The organism is Novosphingobium beihaiense (assembly GCF_022832375.1).
In the GTDB taxonomy this organism is placed as follows: Bacteria; Pseudomonadota; Alphaproteobacteria; order Sphingomonadales; family Sphingomonadaceae; genus Novosphingobium; species Novosphingobium beihaiensis.
This window is the reverse complement of sequence record NZ_JALHLG010000024.1, coordinates 60778-79078: the sequence shown is the minus strand read 5'-3', so window position 1 is coordinate 79078 and position 18301 is coordinate 60778. Positions and strand designations below refer to the sequence as shown.

Sequence of the window (18301 nt, the reverse complement as noted above, 5' to 3'; positions counted from 1 at the left end):
GGTCTCAAGGATGCGCCTCGGTCAAATGTGTTGCTGACGAACGTGTCCTGCCTCAAGGTAAATGCACTGATTGCAGAAAGTAAGCGCTTCCTCGCGATGCGTGACCATGACAATCGTCGGACGTGGTGAAAGCTTTGCCAGAGAATCAAGTATGGCAGCTTCGCCAGCACGGTCGATGGCGTTAGTCGCTTCGTCGAGCACTAACAAAGTTGGCTTGCTGATCAGCGCGCGCGCTAGCCCTAGCCGTTGCCGCTCGCCGCCTGATAAAAGTGCGCCACGCTCACCGATAATACTGTCTAAGCCTTGTGGCAGACGCTCGACTATTGCACGCGCGCCCAGCATTTCCAGCATGTTCATGATCTCGTCTGTGCTGGTATCAGGAGCATGCCAAAGAAGATTTCTTCGTACGCTATCGTGGAAAAGGAATCCGTCCTGCTGAACATAGGCAATCCTGCGCTGCCAACTCGCCGCGTTGAGCAATGTCCCACCAATACGAATCTCACCGTGCTGTGGAGTGATAAGACCAACGAGCAGATCAATCAGCGTAGTCTTCCCGGCTCCTGAAGGGCCCGATATTCCCACCATGGCACCGGGTTGTATCTCCAAGTCGACAAGCTCAACCCCGCCACCGCTCGCATGGCGGAAGGTCACTTGATGAAATGTGATGGCGCCATCGGGACGCACAGGCTTTTCAGTCTTGGTCTCACCGACTTTGACGCATGTAAGATCATTCGACAACTCTTTGATCGCGTCGAATCCGGCAACGCCGAAGAAGAAATTCTGTGCAGCCTGTTGGACCTGGAGAGCTGGCCCGCTCATTCGAGCGAAGATCAGTACCAATGCGATCAATACAGCGGACTGGGCCTGGAAAAATGTAAATCCGATAAAGACGATCGCGCCGCCGACAAGGCCTGCAGCAACCCCAAAGATCAGTCGCCCGCTTGCCTGGCGTTTCGCAAAGCGTAGTTGGCCTGCCAACACATTCCGCTGCGCTTTGGCGAATTCGGTGATGAAAAAGGCTTGCGCACCTTGTGCGGCAGCCGTCTTCAGGCCACCGAGAAAGCTGTTGGCACTGTTCATCAGGTCTTGCCCTGCAGTGACGACTTGCGTTCCGATGCCATGCACGCGCACCTGGCCAAGGACAACGACACTACCGCCAAGTAGTAGTATTCCAAACGCTGAGGCAGCCAACGCAGGCGCTAGCAAGAATGCCAAGGCGATCTGAACGATAAGCATCGCTACCCCGACGCAACCCTGGATGAAGAAGTGCAGGCTGTTTCCCATGCGCTGCATTTCGGCGCCCATCAGGTTCATAACTCTAGCATGCCGAAGTTGCGCGACCTCTTCCCAAGGGGCCATAGCGAGCATCTGCATGACTTGATTGCGCTGCGCCTCGACAAAGCCGGTTTGCAATCGGACAAGCTGAATGTCACGAGCGAAGAGAATCACCGAACGTAGCAGCAATACGGCTGCGAAAGCGCTCACCAGCAAGGCTAGTCGGATAGACGGCGCGTTAAGACCCATTGCCAGAAACCACTCCTCAAAGAGTGCGTGCTTTTCTGCATGAGTTATCACGCCAATGATCGGAACCAGCAGCAGCAAGCCAGCCCCTTCGAATAGGGCTCCAGCCGTGACAAAGGCTGCCGCAATAGCACCACCACGACCGGAATAGTATCGGAATGCTGCAAGCAGATGGCGCGCCGCTTGCCATGGAATCAGCTTTTGCGCGAGCAATTGCTTAACGTGCATTTTTATCCTTGCCAGTTTTCAGTTCAAGCGTGTCGTAAGGTGTGAGTTCATTGCACAGGAGACAGGCATAAAAAAGGATCCCCGGGCCTCCGCCGCAATTCAGCCTGCCAGCGTCATCCTTGACCACCTGACTCGCTCTCAACCATCGTCGTGCCTCATTACGGTGGCAATCCGATTGAACCGTCCCGCAACATTCTGCCAAAGTAGTATTAGAATGAAGCCCCGGCCACGATCCCCTCTGCCACCAGCATCAGCACCGCACGCACCGGCTCGTCCCCGGCAGGACCCTTTCCATCGAGTGCCAGCGTCGCCAGCCCGTGCACCGTGCTCCATGCCGCCAGCGCCGCCGTTTGCGGATCGCCAGCGGCCATCCCGGAAACCCGGCGGAACAAGACGGCAAACGCATCGCCATGCGCTTGGGGGGGCGCTTCGCAAACCGGTTTGCCGCCAAACATCAGCCGGAACAGCGCAGGCCTGTCTTGCGCGAAGCGGAAATAGGCCTGCCCCTGCGCGACCAGCGCGGATCTGGGGTCCTCTTGCGCGTCGGCCTCCTCCAGCACCGCAGCCAATTGCGCGAACCCCGCTTCCGCCACGGCGCCCAGCAGCGCCGCCTTGTCTGCAAAGTGACGGTAGGGCGCCATGGCCGAGACGCCGGTTTCCCGCGCCAGCGCGCGCAGCGTCACCGCCGCTTCACCTTGCTCGTCAAGCAGCCGTTCGGCCGCCCCGATCAGGCGGGTGCGCAAATTTCCCTGGGCGGCTTCGCCTTCCATCTTGTTTACACCGTAAACTTCCGATACCTGTTTACATTGTAAGCAAGGAGATTCGCCATGCAAGCAGAGACGTTGCGCGAAACGGTCGATCTATCCGCCTATCCCGAACTGGTCGTCGTCATTCTGGGCTTCAAGCTGCGCCGCTTGCGCGCGCTGCCTGCCATGCTGCGCCTCGGGCGCGGGCTGGCCGAAATCCGCAACCACCCGCCCGAGGGACTGTTGGCAGAGGACCGGATGCTGTTCGGCTGGAACCATATCGGCTTCCGCCAGTACTGGCGCGACTTGCCCAGCCTGGAGGCCTTCACGCGCTCCATGCCGCACAGCGGATGGTGGCGCGATTTTCTGAAGGACCCGCAAGGCGCCGGTTTCTGGCACGAAGCCTATAGCCCGCAGGGGACCGAGGCGATCTATATCAACCTGCCAGCCCAGCGTGTGGGGCTGGGCCAGTTCGCCCCGGCCGCCAAGCCGGAAGGCCCGCTGCTTTCCACCCGGCAGCGCATCAGGGCCCATGCCGGGGCAGGATAGAGGTCAGTCGCCCGCGATCGCCATGCCGTCGACGCGCACGGTCGGCACGTTGATTGCACGGTACCATTCGAGGTCGTTCGCCGGGGTGAGCTGCGCGAACATCGAAAGCAGGTTTCCCGCCACGGTGAATTCCGAAACCGGCCCGGCCAGTTCGCCGTTGACGATGCGAAAGCCGGTTGCGCCGCGGCTGTAATCGCCCGTCACGCCGTTCACGCCATGGCCGATCAGTTCGGTCACATAGACGCCGTCCTTGATATCCGCCATCAGTTCGGCAGGCGAGAGCGGCCCCGCCGCGAGATGCACATTGCCGACCGAAACGCTGGGCGCGCCGCCGCCGTTGCGGGCCGCGTGACCCGTGGGCTGCATGTCCAGCTGGCGGGCCGAGGCACTATCGAGCAGCCAGCCGGTGACTTTGCCGTCCGCGACAAGATCGCGCTTCACCGTTGCCAGCCCCTCGCCATCGAACATGCGCGAACGCAGGCCCCGCGGGGTGTGCGGATCTTCGACAATGGCGGTGCCGGGCGCGAAGATCTGTTCGCCCAGCTTGTCCAGCAGGAAACTCGACCGGCGCGCGATGGCACTGCCCGACATCGCGCCGATCAGATGGCCGATCAGGCTGCCCGCGACGCGCGGATCGAACACCACCGGCATCGTGCCACTCTTCATCCGGCCCGATCCGAGCCGCGCCACGGTGCGCTCCCCGGCCAGCGCGCCGGTTTCTGCCGGCGACGGCAGATCGGCGCCGTGATGCGCGGAGCGCCAGGCATGATCCCGCTGCTTGGCCGCGCCTTCGCCGCCAACGACCGAGACGCTGACCGAGTGGCTGGTCGAACCGTATCCTCCGGCAAAGCCATGGCTGGTCGCCAGCGCGAACACGCCCGACCCCGCACTGGCCGAAGCGCCATCCGAATTGGTGATCCCGGCCACGGCACGGGCGGCATCCTCAGCCTCTTCGGCCATGGCGCGCAGGGTCTGCGGGCTGGGTTCGGACGGGTCGACAAGGTCCAGATCCTGCCAGGGGCCGTGGCTCAGCATGTCTTCCGGAGCGAGACCGGCGTAACGGTCTTCCGGGGCGGCGCGGGCCATGTCGATGGCGCGGGCGGCCAGTTCGTCGAGTGCCTGGGGCGAAAGGTCGGACGATCCGATGCTGGCGGAACGCTGGCCCAGGAAGACGCGCAGCGCGATATGCTCGCTTTCGGACCGCTCCACATCCTCCAGCTTGCCCAGGCGGATCTGAATGCCTTCGGAGGCATTGGCCCCGTAAACTGCATCGGCAGCGTCTGCCCCGGCGCGGCGGGCACGCTCCACCAGATCCTGCGCGCGGTCCCTGGCCTGGTCCGGACTGAGCATGTGAAAGGCAACTCCCTGATCATTCGCCCGCGCCCGCATCCGGGCGCATGACGGTCCGCCCTAGTCCCCGCGCGGGCGAAGGGCAAATGAGAGTTGTCTGAGGAAACGTTTTGCCGGGTCCGGATCAGCCTGAAACGGGCTCTCGACGATCAGGTAAAGGTAAGCGCGAGAACCTTGAACAGGCCTGTCAGCGCGAACGGCAGGCCAATGGCCAGCCCCCACAGCATCAACCGGTCCCGCCTGTAGTAAGGCGCAAGCGCGGGATCGTGGGCCTGTTCGTCCGTCAGCCGGTTCCAGCGCGATTCGAAACGGCGGCAGGCCGGAATAATCGCGATCACAAGGATAATCAGCGCCAGATAAGGCAGCAGCGAACTGCCGTTCGCCTTGAGCGCACCGATCGTCACGAATATCTGCAGCGCCGTATAGACCAGCAGGGCATAAGCGATATGATCGCTCATCTTGCGGCGCCAATCGGGCACCGGGCGATCCTCGCCGTCAAGCATCGCATTCTGCGGCATTGCGCCGTGATTCGTGCTGTTGTTCATCAAGCGACTCCAACGCGACCGATGAACCTGACTAGAACACCTAAATGCACTTAAATCAAGATTAGTTCAATTTTTTGCAAGTGCGAACAAGATTCGTTCGTGCCGCCGGGCCGACTCATGCACGAAACTTGCCAGATCCCCCATACAACTGGAAATGCCGGGTTGCCGTCGCCCCGCGTGCTGCGTAAACCCCGCAGGGATGACCGGTACGATTGATCTTGCGCAGGAACATGCCGGCGGCCCCGCCGCAGCCGCGGCATTGCTGGCCGAACGCGGCGGGCTCGAAGTCATTTCGATCGCCAAGAGTTACGACAAGCGGGCGGTGCTAACCGATATCTCGCTGTCGGTGGCCAAGGGCGAAGTGCTCGGCCTGCTGGGCCCCAACGGTGCAGGCAAGACCACCTGCTTCTATTCGATCATGGGGCTGGTCCGCCCCGATTCCGGCCGCATCCTGATGGACGGCATCGATGTTACCCGCCTGCCGATGTACCGCCGCGCGATCCTCGGCCTTGGCTATCTGCCGCAGGAAACCTCGATCTTTCGGGGCATGACGGTCGAACAGAACATCAGCGCCGTGCTCGAACTCAACGAGCCTGAGGCGGACGTGCGCGGCGAGGAACTGGAGCGTCTGCTCGACGAGTTCGGCCTGACCAGGCTGCGCACCAGCCCGGCCATGGCGCTTTCGGGCGGCGAACGCCGCCGCTGCGAGATTGCCCGCGCGCTGGCCGCCAAGCCCTCTATCATGCTGCTCGACGAGCCTTTCGCAGGCATCGACCCGCTTTCCATCGCGGACATCCGCGATCTCGTGCGCGATCTCAAGACGCGCGGCATCGGCGTGCTGATCACCGATCACAACGTGCGCGAAACGCTGGATATCGTTGACCGGGCCTGCATCATCTACGGCGGACAAGTGCTGTTCGCGGGCAGCCCCGAAGCGCTGGTTGCGGACGAAAACGTGCGGCGCCTCTATCTGGGCGAAGGCTTCACGCTGTGAGGCCTGCCGCGCGGGAGGACTAACCGATGGCGCTGGGGCCACGGCTGGATCTGCGGCAAAGCCAGTCGCTGGTGATGACGCCGCAGCTGCAGCAGGCGATCAAGCTGCTGGCGCTGTCCAACCTCGAAATCGAAGCCTTCATCGGCGAATCGCTGGAAAGCAATCCGCTGCTGGACGTCAACGCCCAGCCCTCCGAGCCTGCTGCCGCCGAAACCGTGGAAATGCCAGAAGAGGCCCGGCGCACCACGCTGGAAGGATCCTCGGTCGATCAGCTTATCGGTGAAGGCCACGGGGCCGACGACCGCCCGCTCGACATCGATGCTTCCGCGCTCGACCGGGACCGTGACACCGGCGATGGCCAGCGCGCCTCGACAGAGTCCGGCGCCGATTCCGGGTGGGGCGCCGACTTGCGCGGCCCGGGCGGTGAAGAAGGCCCCGGCATCGACGAACGCCCCGGCGGCAGCGAAACGCTGAGCGCGCACCTCGAAGCCCAGATCGGCACGGCCACCAGCGATCCGCTGCTGGCCGGAATCGCGCGCTACATCGCGGGCCAGCTTGACGAGACCGGCTATCTTCCCGCCTCGACCACCGAAATCGCCAGCGATCTGGGCGTCGAAGTCGGAGAGGCGGAACAGGGGCTAGCCGTGATCCAGTCGCTCGACCCCACCGGCGTGGGCGCCCGCACTTTGTCCGAATGCATCGCCCTGCAGGCCCGCGAAGCGGACCGTTACGATCCATGCATGGCCAAGCTGATCGACAACCTTGACCTGATCGGGCGCGGCGAACTGGCCCGGCTGAAGCGCCTTTGCAGCGTGGACGACGAGGATTTCGCCGACATGCTGGCCGAATTGCGCGGCTACGATCCCAAGCCCGGCCTGCGCTTCGGCGGCGAACCGGGCGCGGCGGTCACGCCGGATATCCTCGTGACCCCGCGCGACGACGGCGGCTGGGACATCGCGCTCAACCAGGCGACTTTGCCGCGCCTTATCGTCAATCGCGGCTACTACGTCGAACTCAAGGGCACCTGCGACGACAAGACCTCGCGCGCCTGGCTTTCGGAAAAGCTGGCCGACGCCAACTGGCTGATCAAGGCGCTCGACCAGCGGCAGAAGACCATCCTCAAAGTCGCCACCGAACTGGTGAAGCAGCAGGACGGCTTCTTCCGCCACGGCGTCTCGCACCTGAAGCCGCTGACCCTGCGCACCGTTGCCGAAGCGATCGGGATGCACGAATCCACGGTCAGCCGCGTGACATCGAACAAGTTCCTCAACTGTCCGCGCGGCACTTATGAGCTGAAATACTTCTTCAGTTCGGGCGTCGCCTCTGCGGGCGGCGAAGGCGGAGCTTCGGCCGAAGCGGTCAAGGCCGCGATCAAGCAGCTGATCGATGCCGAAGACCCCAAGGCGATCCTGTCTGACGATGCCCTCGTCGAACTGCTCAAGCAGAAGGGCTTCGAACTCGCCCGCCGCACCGTCGCCAAATACCGCGAGGCGATCGGGCTGGGCAGTTCGGTGCAGCGGCGCAGACAAAAAGCCCTGGCCGCGGCGCGCTGACGCCCCGCAAGCGGCATTTTATTCATTCAGCATCGATTCAGGCCATGGCGCGAGAGGCACGCAAACCTGCGAGTCCGGCCACAAGTAAGCATGGTTATTATAGCTATGTATTTTTAAATACTTGATATGCTTAGTAAAAAATAATTCCCAACTGAAAAGGTTGTGTTACGCTTCCTGCCATGAACAGCGCCAGGCTTGCGGCAAACCGCAAGCAAATGGCCAACAATGGAGGGGATTGCTCATGTCTTATGCAGACGGGAATGCAGGCCGTGGCCGCAAGGCGTTGACCGGTGGCACGGTCGCGCTGATCCAGGCCGGACTGGCGCTGGCTCTGGTCAACGGCCTTGCCGTTCGTTTCCTCCAGGATCCGCCGCCGCCCCGCCTCACCGGCGAGCAGATCCCGATCCGGCCGATCCCGCCACAACCCACAGAGGAACCCAAAGCCGAACCGCAAAAGCCGGTTGTGCAGGACAACTTCACCCCATTGCCCAAACCGGAAACCACCGTTGCCATCGATCCGCCGCTCCATCTGGCGGATCCGGTCAGAGTGGAACCGGCGGGACGCACCGGCAGTGACGATCTCGTCTTCATCCCCGGCATCGCACCGCCCGAGCCCACCGCGCGGTTCACGCCCAAGGTTGCCAAGCCGCGCAACAATGCCGCGCTATGGGTGACGACAAACGACTATCCTACCTCCGATATCCGGCTGGGGCACACCGGCACGGTCCGCTTCCGGCTGGCCATCGACACCGATGGCCGGGTGAGCGATTGCACAATCGTGCAATCGAGCGGCTATGAAGGGCTCGACAAGGCGACTTGCCGCAATCTGACCCGCCGCGCGCGGTTCGATCCGGCGACCGGCGCCAATGGCGAAAAGACCGCAGGCAGCTATGCCGGGACGATCCGCTGGGTGATCCCGCAGGACTGACGGCCCGCCTTACCCGAATTGCGGCCCCGATTAGCAATGATCGCGGCCGCATGGCCGGAGCGGCCCTATCCGCGCCGTACACTGCCGCTCCGGCCAACCCGCTTTGCAGAACGCCCCCACCCTGGGCGGCTGACACCTGCCCCTTCCGGCCATGGCCCTGCCAGCGCCGGAAGGGGCCTCTTTCCTTTTACGGCCGCCTGTCAGGCCGCCGCAGTGTCATAAATCTTGGCAAGCACGCGCTGGATCAGCGCGAACCAGGAGTCGAAATCCTCATCCCCCAGCCAGTGGATCGACAGGCAATCGTCCGGCAAAGGCTTGTCGAGACCGGCCGCAGAGAGATCCGCCACGGGCGAGGCCCCTGCGATAAGCCATTGCATACGCCGGATGCTGAGGTGCGATGCCCCTCTCGCAGCCTCCGACATCTGCTGGAACAGCGCCTCGTCCGCCGTGATATAGGCGAGAAACATGAGCCACGCGATTTCACAGGGATCGAGAAGGCCGAGACTGGCATCATGACTTCCCTGAGCCATGCTGCGCCGCATCAGCCATTGCCCTGCGTTTTCCCGATCGCCCACGGCCAACGCAATGACCCCCAACAGGAACCAGGGTTCCCCGACATGGGCGACCCAGTCCATGGTCTCGCGAAGCCCTCCGGCTGCCGCTGCAAGATCGCCGTCATGCAACAGCGCCTCGCGAGCGGCGCGCAGCTTCACTCCCATCGGATTGTCGTGAACTTCGAAATTCACGACCGGCGCCGCGTCCGCTGCCGCGGGCACGGCCCTGAACGCCCCGAAGACGCCATCCTGCTGAACCATTTCCCCGGACTTCAGATTCCGGCGGCATTCGAACCAGTCCAGAATATGCGTCCAGGACTCGCGCGTGTAGCGGCTATGGACCAGAGCGTGCCCGTTCGATCGGATGTACTCGTACAGCCTCCGGTCGCGCGCGATGGCCAGAATATTGGCGTAGAGTTCGGGACCGGCCGGCCCGAGTATACAGTTTTCCATGTTGACGAAGCCGTAGTCTGCAAGGGCTTCGGACGGGGGAGAAACAAGCACCGATCCCGCTGCGGGAATTTCCAGATGCTTGCGCACCACATAGTCCAGCCGGGTCGTATCCGTCAGGCAAAACTGGCTGCGCGACAGCATCCGGGCATAGGACTCATCCCGGATTTCAAAGGGATTGACCTCGCCCTTTGCATAACCGGGATGGGTATAGAGCAGCGTCGGCAAGATCCGCTGGATCTCTTCCGTCACCTGCGCCCGCCATGGGTAGAAGGCGGGAAAGAGGTGCGCACTCATGATCGTGACGGGGATCGATCTCTCCTCGCCATAGTCCCGGAAAGTGGCGCTATCGATGAACTTGGGGAGAACAAAGCAGTTGAAGCGCCGCAGCTCGTTCATCTGCTGAAGGTCTTCAATCCCGGTGCAGAAGATCGTGTCGATACCGTAGGCGCACACCATGTCCATCGTCAGCGGCCGCATCGGATCATGCGGATCGCTGTTGAGCAACAGCGCACGCGGCAAGTCGGGGAAAGCATCGATATTGGCGATGGCCAGGGGATGGTTCCGCCCCCAGTGGATGGAATCAAAGAGCAGAAAGTCCGGCTTCACCCGTTCGCACACTTCGACAAGATCGAAATCGTAATCGATCGTCTCGACGTCGCAATGCAGCGCCAGCGTATGCACCCATTCGTCGACCACAGTGTGCAGCACATCCGCGCATTCAGGGTTTCCCCGCGGCCGGATGCAAAGGATCTTCGTGCGGGAAGCCTGACCGTTCATAGTGCTCTCTTCTCGAAATAGGCGTGAATCGCGGCGATGACGCAATCCTGCTGGGCCTGGGTCATGCCCGCGAACATGGGCAGCGACAGGCCATTCCCGGCCCAGTCCTCGGTAACGGGAAAGCCGTCAGCGGGCGGCGTGGCGATGCCTGCAAGGCAGGGTTGCCGGTATAGCGGTACGGGATAGTGGAGCCCTGTCTGCACGCCCTGCTCGTCAAGGAACGTGCGAAGGGCATCGCGCTCCGCGGTGCGCACGACGTAGAGGTGATGGACATGATCGCCGTGGACGACGGCAGGCAGGCGCAACGGCGTATCCGCCAGTGCATCTTCATAGCGGCGGGCGATCGCGCGGCGCTGACCGGTCCAGCCGTCCAGCCGCTTCAGCTTGTGCGAGAGCACCAGCGCCTGAATGCCGTCCATACGGTAGTTGTAGCCGATGCGTTCGTGGACATACCGCTCGCTCTGGCCATGCTCTCGCAGGATCCGCGCCAGCCTCGCCTTCTCGTCGTCATCGGTTACGATCAGGCCGCCTTCGCCAGCCCCGCCGAGATTCTTGCCGGGGTAGAAGCTGAAGCACCCCATCGCACCGAACGTGCCGATCGCCTTGCCCTGCCACTGCGCGCCGATCGCTTGCGCGGCATCTTCGATGACGGTCAGCCCATGCCGTTCGGCGAAAGCCAGCACACCCGTGACATCGACGGGCTGGCCATAGAGATGCACCGGGATGATCGCCTTCACGCCCGGTTCCATACGGCGTTCGGCATCGGCCAGATCGATATTGCCGGTGGTGTCCTCGACATCGCAAAAGACCGGAATCGCGCCTTCGTAGAGCAGGCCCCAGATCGTGCCGATGAACGTGTGGGCGGGAACCAGCACCTTGTCGCCGCGCCCTATGCCCGCGGCAATCGTCGCAACGTGCAGGGCCGCACTGCCGCTGTTGACGGCAATGGCATGTTTCACGCCCAGATATTCGGCAATCTGCGCCTCGAACGCCGTGGCCCAGGGGCCGAGGCAGAACGCGCTGGCCTGAAACAGCCTGGCAAGGTCGGGCATGACCTCATCCTGAATCTGGTCCCACTGGATCGACAGATCGACAAAGGGAACCTTGGGGCCAGTCATGCCTTTTCGCCTTTCGCAAACCTGGTATCGCCGACGACCCGTGCGGGAACACCGGCGACCACGGCATAAGGAGGAACATCGCGCGTCACCACCGCGCCCGCCGCGACCAGCGCGCCTTCGCCGATCGTCACGGGCAGGATCGTGGCGCCGCTGCCCACCGAGGCGCGGCGGCAGATGCGCGTTGGCTGGCAAGTCCAGTCCCCGGCGCCTTGCAGGCTGCCATCGCCGTTGGTAGCGGCGGGATGGAGATCGTTCGTGAACATGACGCCATGGCCGATGAAGACTTCATCCTCGATCGTCACGCCCGAGCACAGAAAGCTGTGCGACTGGATCTTGCAGTTCGCGCCCACTTCCACGTCTTCCTGAATCTCCACGAATGTGCCGATGCGCGTGCCCGCGCCGATGCGGCACCCATAGAGATTCACAAGGTCAGGATGATGAATGACCGCTTCCGGGTGCAGAGTGACGGAATCGGCGACCGGCATCAGGCCGCCCTTTTCGCGTGCGCATCCGTCAGCGCATGGCGAAGGGCTTCGGCCACCGCGATCTGCTCGGCATCGGTCATGCCGCTGAACAGGGGCAGGATCATGTGCGTGCCGCTGACCCGCTCGGAACGGGTCAGATCTCCGCGCCGGGCATGGCGCCAGGGCTTTTCGAGATGGCTGGACATCACTGCCCGGCGCGTAGCCACGCCAGCGTCGAGCATCGACTGCATCACCGTCTCGCGGTCAGTCCCCTCGGGCAGGCCAATGGTATAACTCTGCCAGTTGGACCGCGCCCATTCGGGCTGCTGCGGAACGGCGATGCCGGGAATGGCTCCCAGCAATTCGGCATAGCGCCCGGCCAGACGCTGGCGGTCGGCCACGATCCCGGCCAGCCGCGTAAGCTGCACGCGGCCGATCGAAGCCTGCAGGTCAGTCATGCGATAGTTGAAGCCGGCTTCGTCGTAAGTCTCCACCATCACCTTGCTCGACGAGTGCCGGGCCAGATCTGACAGGCTCATGCCATGCTGGCGCAGCAACCGGCAACGCGCGTCGATCGCGGCATCGTTGGTGGTGATCATCCCGCCTTCGCCCGTCGTCAGGATCTTGCGCGGATGGAAGGAAAAGCAAGCCGCGTCCGCGATCGGATTGCCGATCTTCCGCCAGGCGCCCTCGACCCGTATCTCCGATCCGCTGGCACAGGCGGCATCTTCCACCAGGCGCAGCCCGTGTTTGCGGGCGATACCGGCGATCTGCGGCAGGTCGCAAGGCATGCCGATCTGATGCACGCACAGGATCGCCCGCGTGCGCGGCGTGACAAGCGCCTCGATCGCGGCAGGATCGATATTGTAGCCGCCCTCCTCGATATCGGCGAAAACGGGCTCCGCGCCGCACATCCGGATGGCATTGGCCGTGGCGATGAAACTGTGGCTGACGGTGATGACCTCATCCCCCGCCGTCACCCCCACCGCCAGCAGCGCGAGATGCAGCGCCGTCGTGCAGTTGGAGACGGCGCAGGCATGCGCCGCGCCGGTCATGGCCGCGAATTCTTCCTCGAAAGCCTTCACTTGCGGCCCCTGCGTCAGCCATCCCGACGCGATAACCGCAGCCACTGCATCGGTCTCGGCCTCGCCCATGACGGGCTTCATCAGCGGGATCATGCCGCGCTGGCCTGCCCGGGTGCGATATCGAGCGCGCGCTCGGCCTGCCACCATGCCACCAGATCGCGAAGGCCGTCTTCCAGCGTGATGGTGGCCTTGAAACCAAGTTCCTCACGGGCCCGCGTAACATCGGCCAGCCGGCGCTCGACCGGATTGATCGCGCGGGCTGGCTGATATTCGATGCCCAGGTCCGGCCGGCCCATGATGGCCAGCAGCGTTTCGGCAAGCTGCTTCAGCGTGACTTCCGTACCCCAGGCGACGTTGTACACACGGTCGGACGCGGGCGAGAGCGCAGCGGCAATATTGGCCCGGGCAATGTCACGCACGTCGATGAAATCCATCGTTTGCAGGCCGTCTCCGAAGATCAGCGGCGGCAGCCCCTGCGCGATGCGCTCCATCCAGCGGATCAGCACCTCGGTATATTTGCCGTGGATGTCCATACGCGGGCCGAACACGTTGAAATAGCGCAGCGCAACGTAGTTCAGGCCGAACATGTCGTTGAAAGACCGCAGCAGGCTCTCGTTGAACATCTTCAACCCGCCGTAGAGCGTGCGGTCCGCATAAGGCGCAGCCGCTTCCGTCGTGGGAAACTCAGGCGCCAACCCATAGATGGAGGCCGAGGACGCCGCGATCACCTTTTCCACCTTGTGCCTGACGCAGGCTTCGAGAATCTCGAACGTTGCCTGCCCCATGACATCGAAGGCCAGACGCGGTTCGGCGGCGCAGTGCGTGATCCGCAGGGCGGCCTGATGAAACACGATATCGGCATCGCTCACCAGTTCGTCCATCAGCGCCTGATCGCGGATATCCGCCTCGATCAGTTTCACGCGGCCGCTCGGCAAAGCGCTCGCCAGATTGGCGGGGCGGCCGCGCACCATGTTGTCGATAACCGTAACCGCCGCGGCATCATGCGCGAGCAGCTGATCGACGATGTGCGATCCGACGAAACCGGCGCCGCCGGTCACGAGAACCCGCTTTCCGGCAAGGCAGTTGGGGTAAGGACTGTTGACCGGAATGAGTTTCATGAGTGTCACGCTGCCGCAGTTGATTGGGAAGGAGAAGGCATCGAGGCTTGGGCCTGCTGAAGGCTGAGATCGAGCGCCGCCTGGGTCCGTTCGAGCGTCCGCACGATGCGGCGGCCCAGCCGGCCGTCGGTCCGCGCGGTCGCCTGCCCCAGAATGACCTGACGGAAATGCTCGACCACATCGGCCAGCGGTTCATTGCCCGCGAGGCGCGGCGACGTTACCGACCCGATGCGATAGCTGGGCAGGATGATTTCGCGATCCTGCCGGGGATGGGTGGTGATGCCGCTGTCGTAGATCTTGAGCGGCTCGTCCCGGTCAAGATCGTCCCAGACCACCATCTTGTCGCTGCCGCCAACGGCGACGCGGCGGACCTTCACCGGCGACATCCAGCTGAGATTGAGGTGCGCGACCATCGAATTGGGATAGTGGAACGTCAGGTACGCGATGTCCGGAAAGCCCGGATTGACGTGGCAATAGCCCGAAGCCTCGATATGAACCGGCTCTCCGCCAAACAGATAGTCGATGATCGACAGATCGTGCGGAGCCAGGTCCCACAGCACGTTCACATCGGGCTGGAACAGGCCGAGGTTGACGCGCTGCGAATCGAAATAACTGATCTGCCCCAAGGCCCCCGAACGGACCAGTTCGCCAAGCTTGAGCACGGCAGGATGGAACAGGAAGGTGTGATCCGCCATCAGCGTCAGGCCATGAAGGTCGGCCCGGGCAACAAGGTCGTCCGCTTCCTCGCTGCTCGTGCACAGCGGCTTTTCGACCATGACATGCTTGCCCCGATCGAGCGCGGCCTTCGCCTGCGCATAGTGGCATGCGACCGGCGTTGCGAGAACGACGGCATCGATCTCCGGATCGGAGATGAGCTCCATCGCATCCGCATAGAGTTTCAGCGCGGGGTGAGTCATCGCCAGCTTTTCGCGGACTTCCGCTTTGGCATCTGCGACGGCAGCAAGCTGGATACCGGGGTTGCCCGACAGGGTGCGGAAGAGATTCTTCCCCCAGTAACCCAAACCGCAAAGACCGATCCTAACCATGAGATCGAGAGCTAGGCCCAATACATTTAGGTAAAGTTAACTATAAAATAGGGCCAGACATGATCGCAGGGACCATGTTCGGAATTGTTCTGCCCCCTTTTTCCGTATCCGTCAAACCCTCTGCGGCGATACCTGCCAAGCTCAGGGATTAAACAACTAGGGCGTGGTAAGCCGCCTTTCCAGCTCGTCGATCCGCTCTTCCAGTTTCCTGAGCGTGCGCGGGCCGCTGACCCGTTCACCCTCGGCCACGTCCCGGTCGATGAACGTCAGCGGCGAAATAACCGCGCCGTCGCCGATGGTAACGCCGGCAGTGATCACCGTGGGGCCGACAATGAAGCAATGGCTGCCGATCCGCGTGGGCTTGTAGACCATATGCTCCTTGGACACGCAGGTTTCCTTATGCTGCGCCTGCAGATGGCTACTGTGCGTCCAGACGAAAACGCCGCCGCCGATCTGCGTACCATCGCCAATGGTAAGCCCGCCCTGCGCGTCCAGCATCGCCCCCTCGCCGATCCAGACATTGCGGCCGCACTGCAGCTTTTCGGGCGCAAGGATCTTGGCCCGCTCCCGCATCCGGCATCCTTCGGGCAGGCCGAAGAAGGCTGCGCGCTCACGGTCGGTCATCAGGCCGGATGCATGGTACTTCAGGATCTGTGCGCGCAGGCCATCATCGGCACTGTCGAGCATTGCGTCGCGGCGCAGCCCCGCCGTCACCAGTTCCGCCAGCCCGGACAACGGCCCGGCCGCCAGCATGGCATCAATGCCGGGCACCGCCTCCTCCAGAAGCGCGCGATCGATCTTCAGCAGCCGTGCCAGCTCATCCACCGGCGAAGCCCCGGGCGTGATCGCGCCGGTCATGACCGCCCCTTGCGAAGATTGTCGATGAACTGCGGGTGCGGGATGGCGAAATTACCGGTCACATGCCCTCCCTCCTCGACATCGCGCGTGACCACCGCGCCCAGCGTGATCCGGGCGTTCCGGCCGATCCGCAGCCCGTTCGACACGGTGGCATTAGGTCCGATCCGTGCCCCGTCCCCGATCACGGTGGAACCGCCCAGCATGACGCAGGCGATGATCTGGCAATTGCGCCCGATCTTCACGTTATGTGCCACATGGACCAGGTTATCGACCACCGAACCTTCACCGATCTCGGTACAGCCTCCATATATTCCCCAATCGACCGAAACGTTGGTGTGGATCACCGCGCCGCGCCGGACCAGCACCGAGCCGTAGTGCGGCACCACGATCTGGCACCCGTCCACGATGCCGACCTCGAAACCGTCCCCGCCCAGAACGCTGTTGGCGCCCACGGAGGCGTCATCCTCGATCGTCACGCGTTCATGCACCACCGCATTGGCGCCGATCGACACATTGGCGCCGATACGAACGCTGTGACCGGCAATGACGGCGCGCGGATGGATGCGCGCGCTGGGATCGATCTCGTTAGGAAAGGGTTCCACGGCTTCCAGATCCGCACCGTGAAGCCGGTAGGCCTTCAGGAACACTTCCTTGGGATCGGTGCACAAGGCCAGGCCGTAATGCGCCGGAACATGCCCCGCCAGTTCGCGCGTCGCAAGCACGGCCCGCGCGCCGGAAAGCGAGATCAGTTGATGCTCGAAACGCGCATCCGAGAAATAGTGAAGCACGCCCTCGGCCATCGTACTGAGCGGCCCGAAACCGATGACTTCAACATCGCGGACAACTTCCGCCGGCAACCCGGCCAGCATGTCAGAAAGCAGCACTCCGTTCCCCCTTCTATCTTTGCAGCGTTTCGCACAATTGCGGCAGGCTGATGAACTCGCCGCCCGTTTGCCGCACCCAGCGGATGATGTCGTCGAGGAATGTCGCGCTGCCCGGTCCGCGGAAGCGCATGGCCTGCGCCTGATCTCCGGTCAGCGCCGGGATGTGGGCGCGATGCGCGGTATAGAATTCCGCGTCCGGCACATTCAGGGCCCACATGAACGGATGGAAGTTCAGGATCTTGAGCCCCGGGGTGGCGAAAGCCGCCTGATAGCGGGCGAAAGTCCATTCGCCGCCCCGTTCCCAATGCACGTCGTCCTCGAAAAACACCGGCAGGCGCTTGATGCCGTTCCAATGCTGCAGGACGGGCAGTTCCGGCTGCATGTGGCAGCAGATATTGCTGTCCACCGTAATGCCGCGCCGTGCCAGTGCCGCCGCAACGTGGCTGTTGTCAAAAAAACAATGGCTGCGGGCCGCCACCGGCTGGGGAACGAGATCGAAAACGTAATCGAGAATCTGCTCAGGCGAGGCGCCGTGGGTGCTGCCCGGCATGAAGTTGGGATGGATGCCGAGATGCACCTTGCCCGCAGCCGCCGCCTCTTCGATCACGGCCGATGGGTGCGTTACGAACAAGGTCGGCACGATGCCGTGGCTGGCCGCATGCTCGATATAGCTGCGCAGGCAATGCTCGGAAGCCCAATCGACGTCCCCCGTCAAAACGAACTGCCCCGTAGCCATTTTCGACACCCGCATTTTTCTGATCGTTCGTATCTCCATCGGATGCAGCCAATCCGATGGCGCAGTCAAGAGTCCCCAGAGATGTGGGGGCAACAAGCGCAAAAGGCGGAGCGGAAACGGCCAGCAGACAAGCCCTGCCGTTCCGGTCAAGGGGCCTACCCCAGCAGCGAGGACTTCACGCCGTCAATCACGTATTGCGCGGCCAGGGCGGCCAGCAGCACGCCCAGCAGGCGGGTGATCACCGCCTCCACCTTGTCTCCCAGTATCCGCATCAGCGGCCCGGCAGCAGACAGCGCGGCAAAGCTGATCACCATCACCGAAAGCATGGCCGCCAGCACCGCCGCCGTCTGCTCGAAGCCATGGGCTCGGCTCATCAGCAGCATGATCGTGGCGATCGAACCGGGGCCCGCCAGCATCGGCATCGCCATCGGGAAGATCGAGACGTCCTCCACCTCGGGCGTTTCGGCATGCTGCGCGATGATCTTCTCGGCCCGCTCCTCGCGGCGCTGGGTGCGCTTTTCGAAGACCATCTCCACCGCGATCATGAACAGCATCACCCCGCCTGCCAGGCGGAAGGCATCCAGCTCGACATGCAGCGCCCCGAGGAGCTGCTTGCCGAAGAGCGCGAAGACCACGAGTATCAGCGCAGCGATCACACAGGCCCGCGCCGCCATGGTGATGGCTTGGCGGCGGCTCGCATCCGCCGAAAGACCGGCATAGATCGGGGCACAGCCCGGAGGGTCGATCACCACGAACAGCGTGATGAAGGCGGACAGGAAAAGGTCGAGCACGGC

The 18301-nt window shown here is 63.1% G+C and carries 18 protein-coding genes; 4 read left to right on the top strand and 14 right to left on the bottom strand.

Translation table 11 applies throughout. The features are described from left to right. Positions 1-21 precede the first annotated feature (21 nt). Positions 22-1749: an ATP-binding cassette domain-containing protein gene (locus MTR66_RS14965; protein ID WP_243922461.1), complete on the bottom strand. Its 1728-nt coding sequence runs from the start codon at positions 1747-1749 to the stop codon at positions 22-24. 209 nt (positions 1750-1958) lie between these two features. Beyond that, positions 1959-2519, bottom strand: coding sequence for a TetR/AcrR family transcriptional regulator (locus MTR66_RS14960; protein ID WP_243922459.1), 561 nt, complete (start codon positions 2517-2519; stop codon positions 1959-1961). Positions 2520-2576: 57 nt separating this feature from the next. Between MTR66_RS14960 and MTR66_RS14955 the strand changes: the two genes are divergently transcribed. Further along, positions 2577-3044, top strand: a complete 468-nt coding sequence (locus tag MTR66_RS14955; protein ID WP_243922456.1) for a monooxygenase family protein — start codon at positions 2577-2579, stop codon at positions 3042-3044. Between the two features lie 3 nt (positions 3045-3047). Here the strand turns inward: MTR66_RS14955 and MTR66_RS14950 are convergent, their stop codons facing one another. Together MTR66_RS14950 and MTR66_RS14945 are read right to left on the bottom strand one after the other, a co-directional pair. Beyond that, positions 3048-4394: a TldD/PmbA family protein gene (locus MTR66_RS14950; protein WP_243922454.1), complete on the bottom strand. Its 1347-nt coding sequence runs from the start codon at positions 4392-4394 to the stop codon at positions 3048-3050. A 149-nt stretch (positions 4395-4543) separates the two neighbouring features. Further along, positions 4544-4939, bottom strand: coding sequence for a hypothetical protein (locus MTR66_RS14945; protein ID WP_407673057.1), 396 nt, complete (start codon positions 4937-4939; stop codon positions 4544-4546). A 199-nt stretch (positions 4940-5138) separates the two neighbouring features. Here MTR66_RS14945 and lptB point away from each other — a divergent pair, with 199 nt between their 5' ends. From lptB to MTR66_RS14930, 3 genes are all read left to right on the top strand, one after another. Continuing rightward, positions 5139-5933 carry an LPS export ABC transporter ATP-binding protein gene (gene lptB / locus MTR66_RS14940; RefSeq protein ID WP_243922452.1) on the top strand — a complete coding sequence of 265 codons (795 nt, stop codon included), beginning with the start codon at positions 5139-5141 and terminating at the stop codon, positions 5931-5933. A gap of 26 nt (positions 5934-5959) precedes the next feature. Further along, entirely contained in the window at positions 5960-7486 is a 1527-nt protein-coding gene (gene rpoN / locus MTR66_RS14935; protein ID WP_243922450.1) for an RNA polymerase factor sigma-54, read from the top strand. Between the two features lie 241 nt (positions 7487-7727). After that, a complete protein-coding gene (locus MTR66_RS14930; protein ID WP_243922448.1) occupies positions 7728-8414 on the top strand; it encodes an energy transducer TonB in 687 nt (228 codons plus the stop codon). A gap of 200 nt (positions 8415-8614) precedes the next feature. On the opposite strand, the gene MTR66_RS14925 is transcribed toward MTR66_RS14930, so the two are convergent. The 10 genes from MTR66_RS14925 to MTR66_RS14875 all read right to left on the bottom strand — a co-directional run bounded on the left by MTR66_RS14925 (position 8615) and on the right by MTR66_RS14875 (position 18298). Then, on the bottom strand, positions 8615-10129 hold the full coding sequence (locus MTR66_RS14925; protein WP_243922446.1) for a CgeB family protein: 1515 nt from the start codon (positions 10127-10129) through the stop codon (positions 8615-8617). 65 nt (positions 10130-10194) lie between these two features. Next, positions 10195-11316: a DegT/DnrJ/EryC1/StrS family aminotransferase gene (locus MTR66_RS14920; protein ID WP_243922444.1), complete on the bottom strand. Its 1122-nt coding sequence runs from the start codon at positions 11314-11316 to the stop codon at positions 10195-10197. Beyond that, the gene (locus MTR66_RS21375) at positions 11313-11801 is read right to left on the bottom strand and encodes an acyltransferase (protein ID WP_327194511.1); all 489 of its coding nucleotides are present in this window, start codon (positions 11799-11801) and stop codon (positions 11313-11315) included. Before MTR66_RS21375 ends, MTR66_RS14920 begins: the two co-directional genes overlap by 4 nt. Beyond that, complete coding sequence (locus tag MTR66_RS14905; RefSeq protein WP_243922441.1) at positions 11801-12958, bottom strand: DegT/DnrJ/EryC1/StrS family aminotransferase; 1158 nt, start codon at positions 12956-12958, stop codon at positions 11801-11803. The genes MTR66_RS21375 and MTR66_RS14905 overlap by 1 nt, the downstream gene beginning before the upstream one ends. Next, positions 12955-13983, bottom strand: a complete 1029-nt coding sequence (locus MTR66_RS14900; RefSeq protein WP_243922439.1) for an NAD-dependent epimerase/dehydratase family protein — start codon at positions 13981-13983, stop codon at positions 12955-12957. The genes MTR66_RS14905 and MTR66_RS14900 overlap by 4 nt, the downstream gene beginning before the upstream one ends. 5 nt (positions 13984-13988) lie before the next feature. Then, on the bottom strand, positions 13989-15029 hold the full coding sequence (locus MTR66_RS14895) for a Gfo/Idh/MocA family protein (protein ID WP_243922436.1): 1041 nt from the start codon (positions 15027-15029) through the stop codon (positions 13989-13991). 156 nt (positions 15030-15185) lie between these two features. Next, positions 15186-15887, bottom strand: a complete 702-nt coding sequence (locus MTR66_RS14890) for an acyltransferase (RefSeq protein ID WP_243922434.1) — start codon at positions 15885-15887, stop codon at positions 15186-15188. Continuing rightward, positions 15884-16771 (bottom strand): DapH/DapD/GlmU-related protein, encoded by an 888-nt coding sequence (locus tag MTR66_RS14885; RefSeq protein ID WP_243922432.1) that lies wholly within the window; start codon positions 16769-16771, stop codon positions 15884-15886. The genes MTR66_RS14890 and MTR66_RS14885 overlap by 4 nt, the downstream gene beginning before the upstream one ends. Positions 16772-16784: 13 nt before the next feature. Continuing rightward, positions 16785-17507 carry a polysaccharide deacetylase WbmS family protein gene (locus tag MTR66_RS14880; RefSeq protein ID WP_243922430.1) on the bottom strand — a complete coding sequence of 241 codons (723 nt, stop codon included), beginning with the start codon at positions 17505-17507 and terminating at the stop codon, positions 16785-16787. Between the two features lie 155 nt (positions 17508-17662). Then, on the bottom strand, positions 17663-18298 hold the full coding sequence (locus MTR66_RS14875; RefSeq protein ID WP_243922427.1) for a MarC family protein: 636 nt from the start codon (positions 18296-18298) through the stop codon (positions 17663-17665). Between the last annotated feature and the right edge of the window lie 3 nt (positions 18299-18301).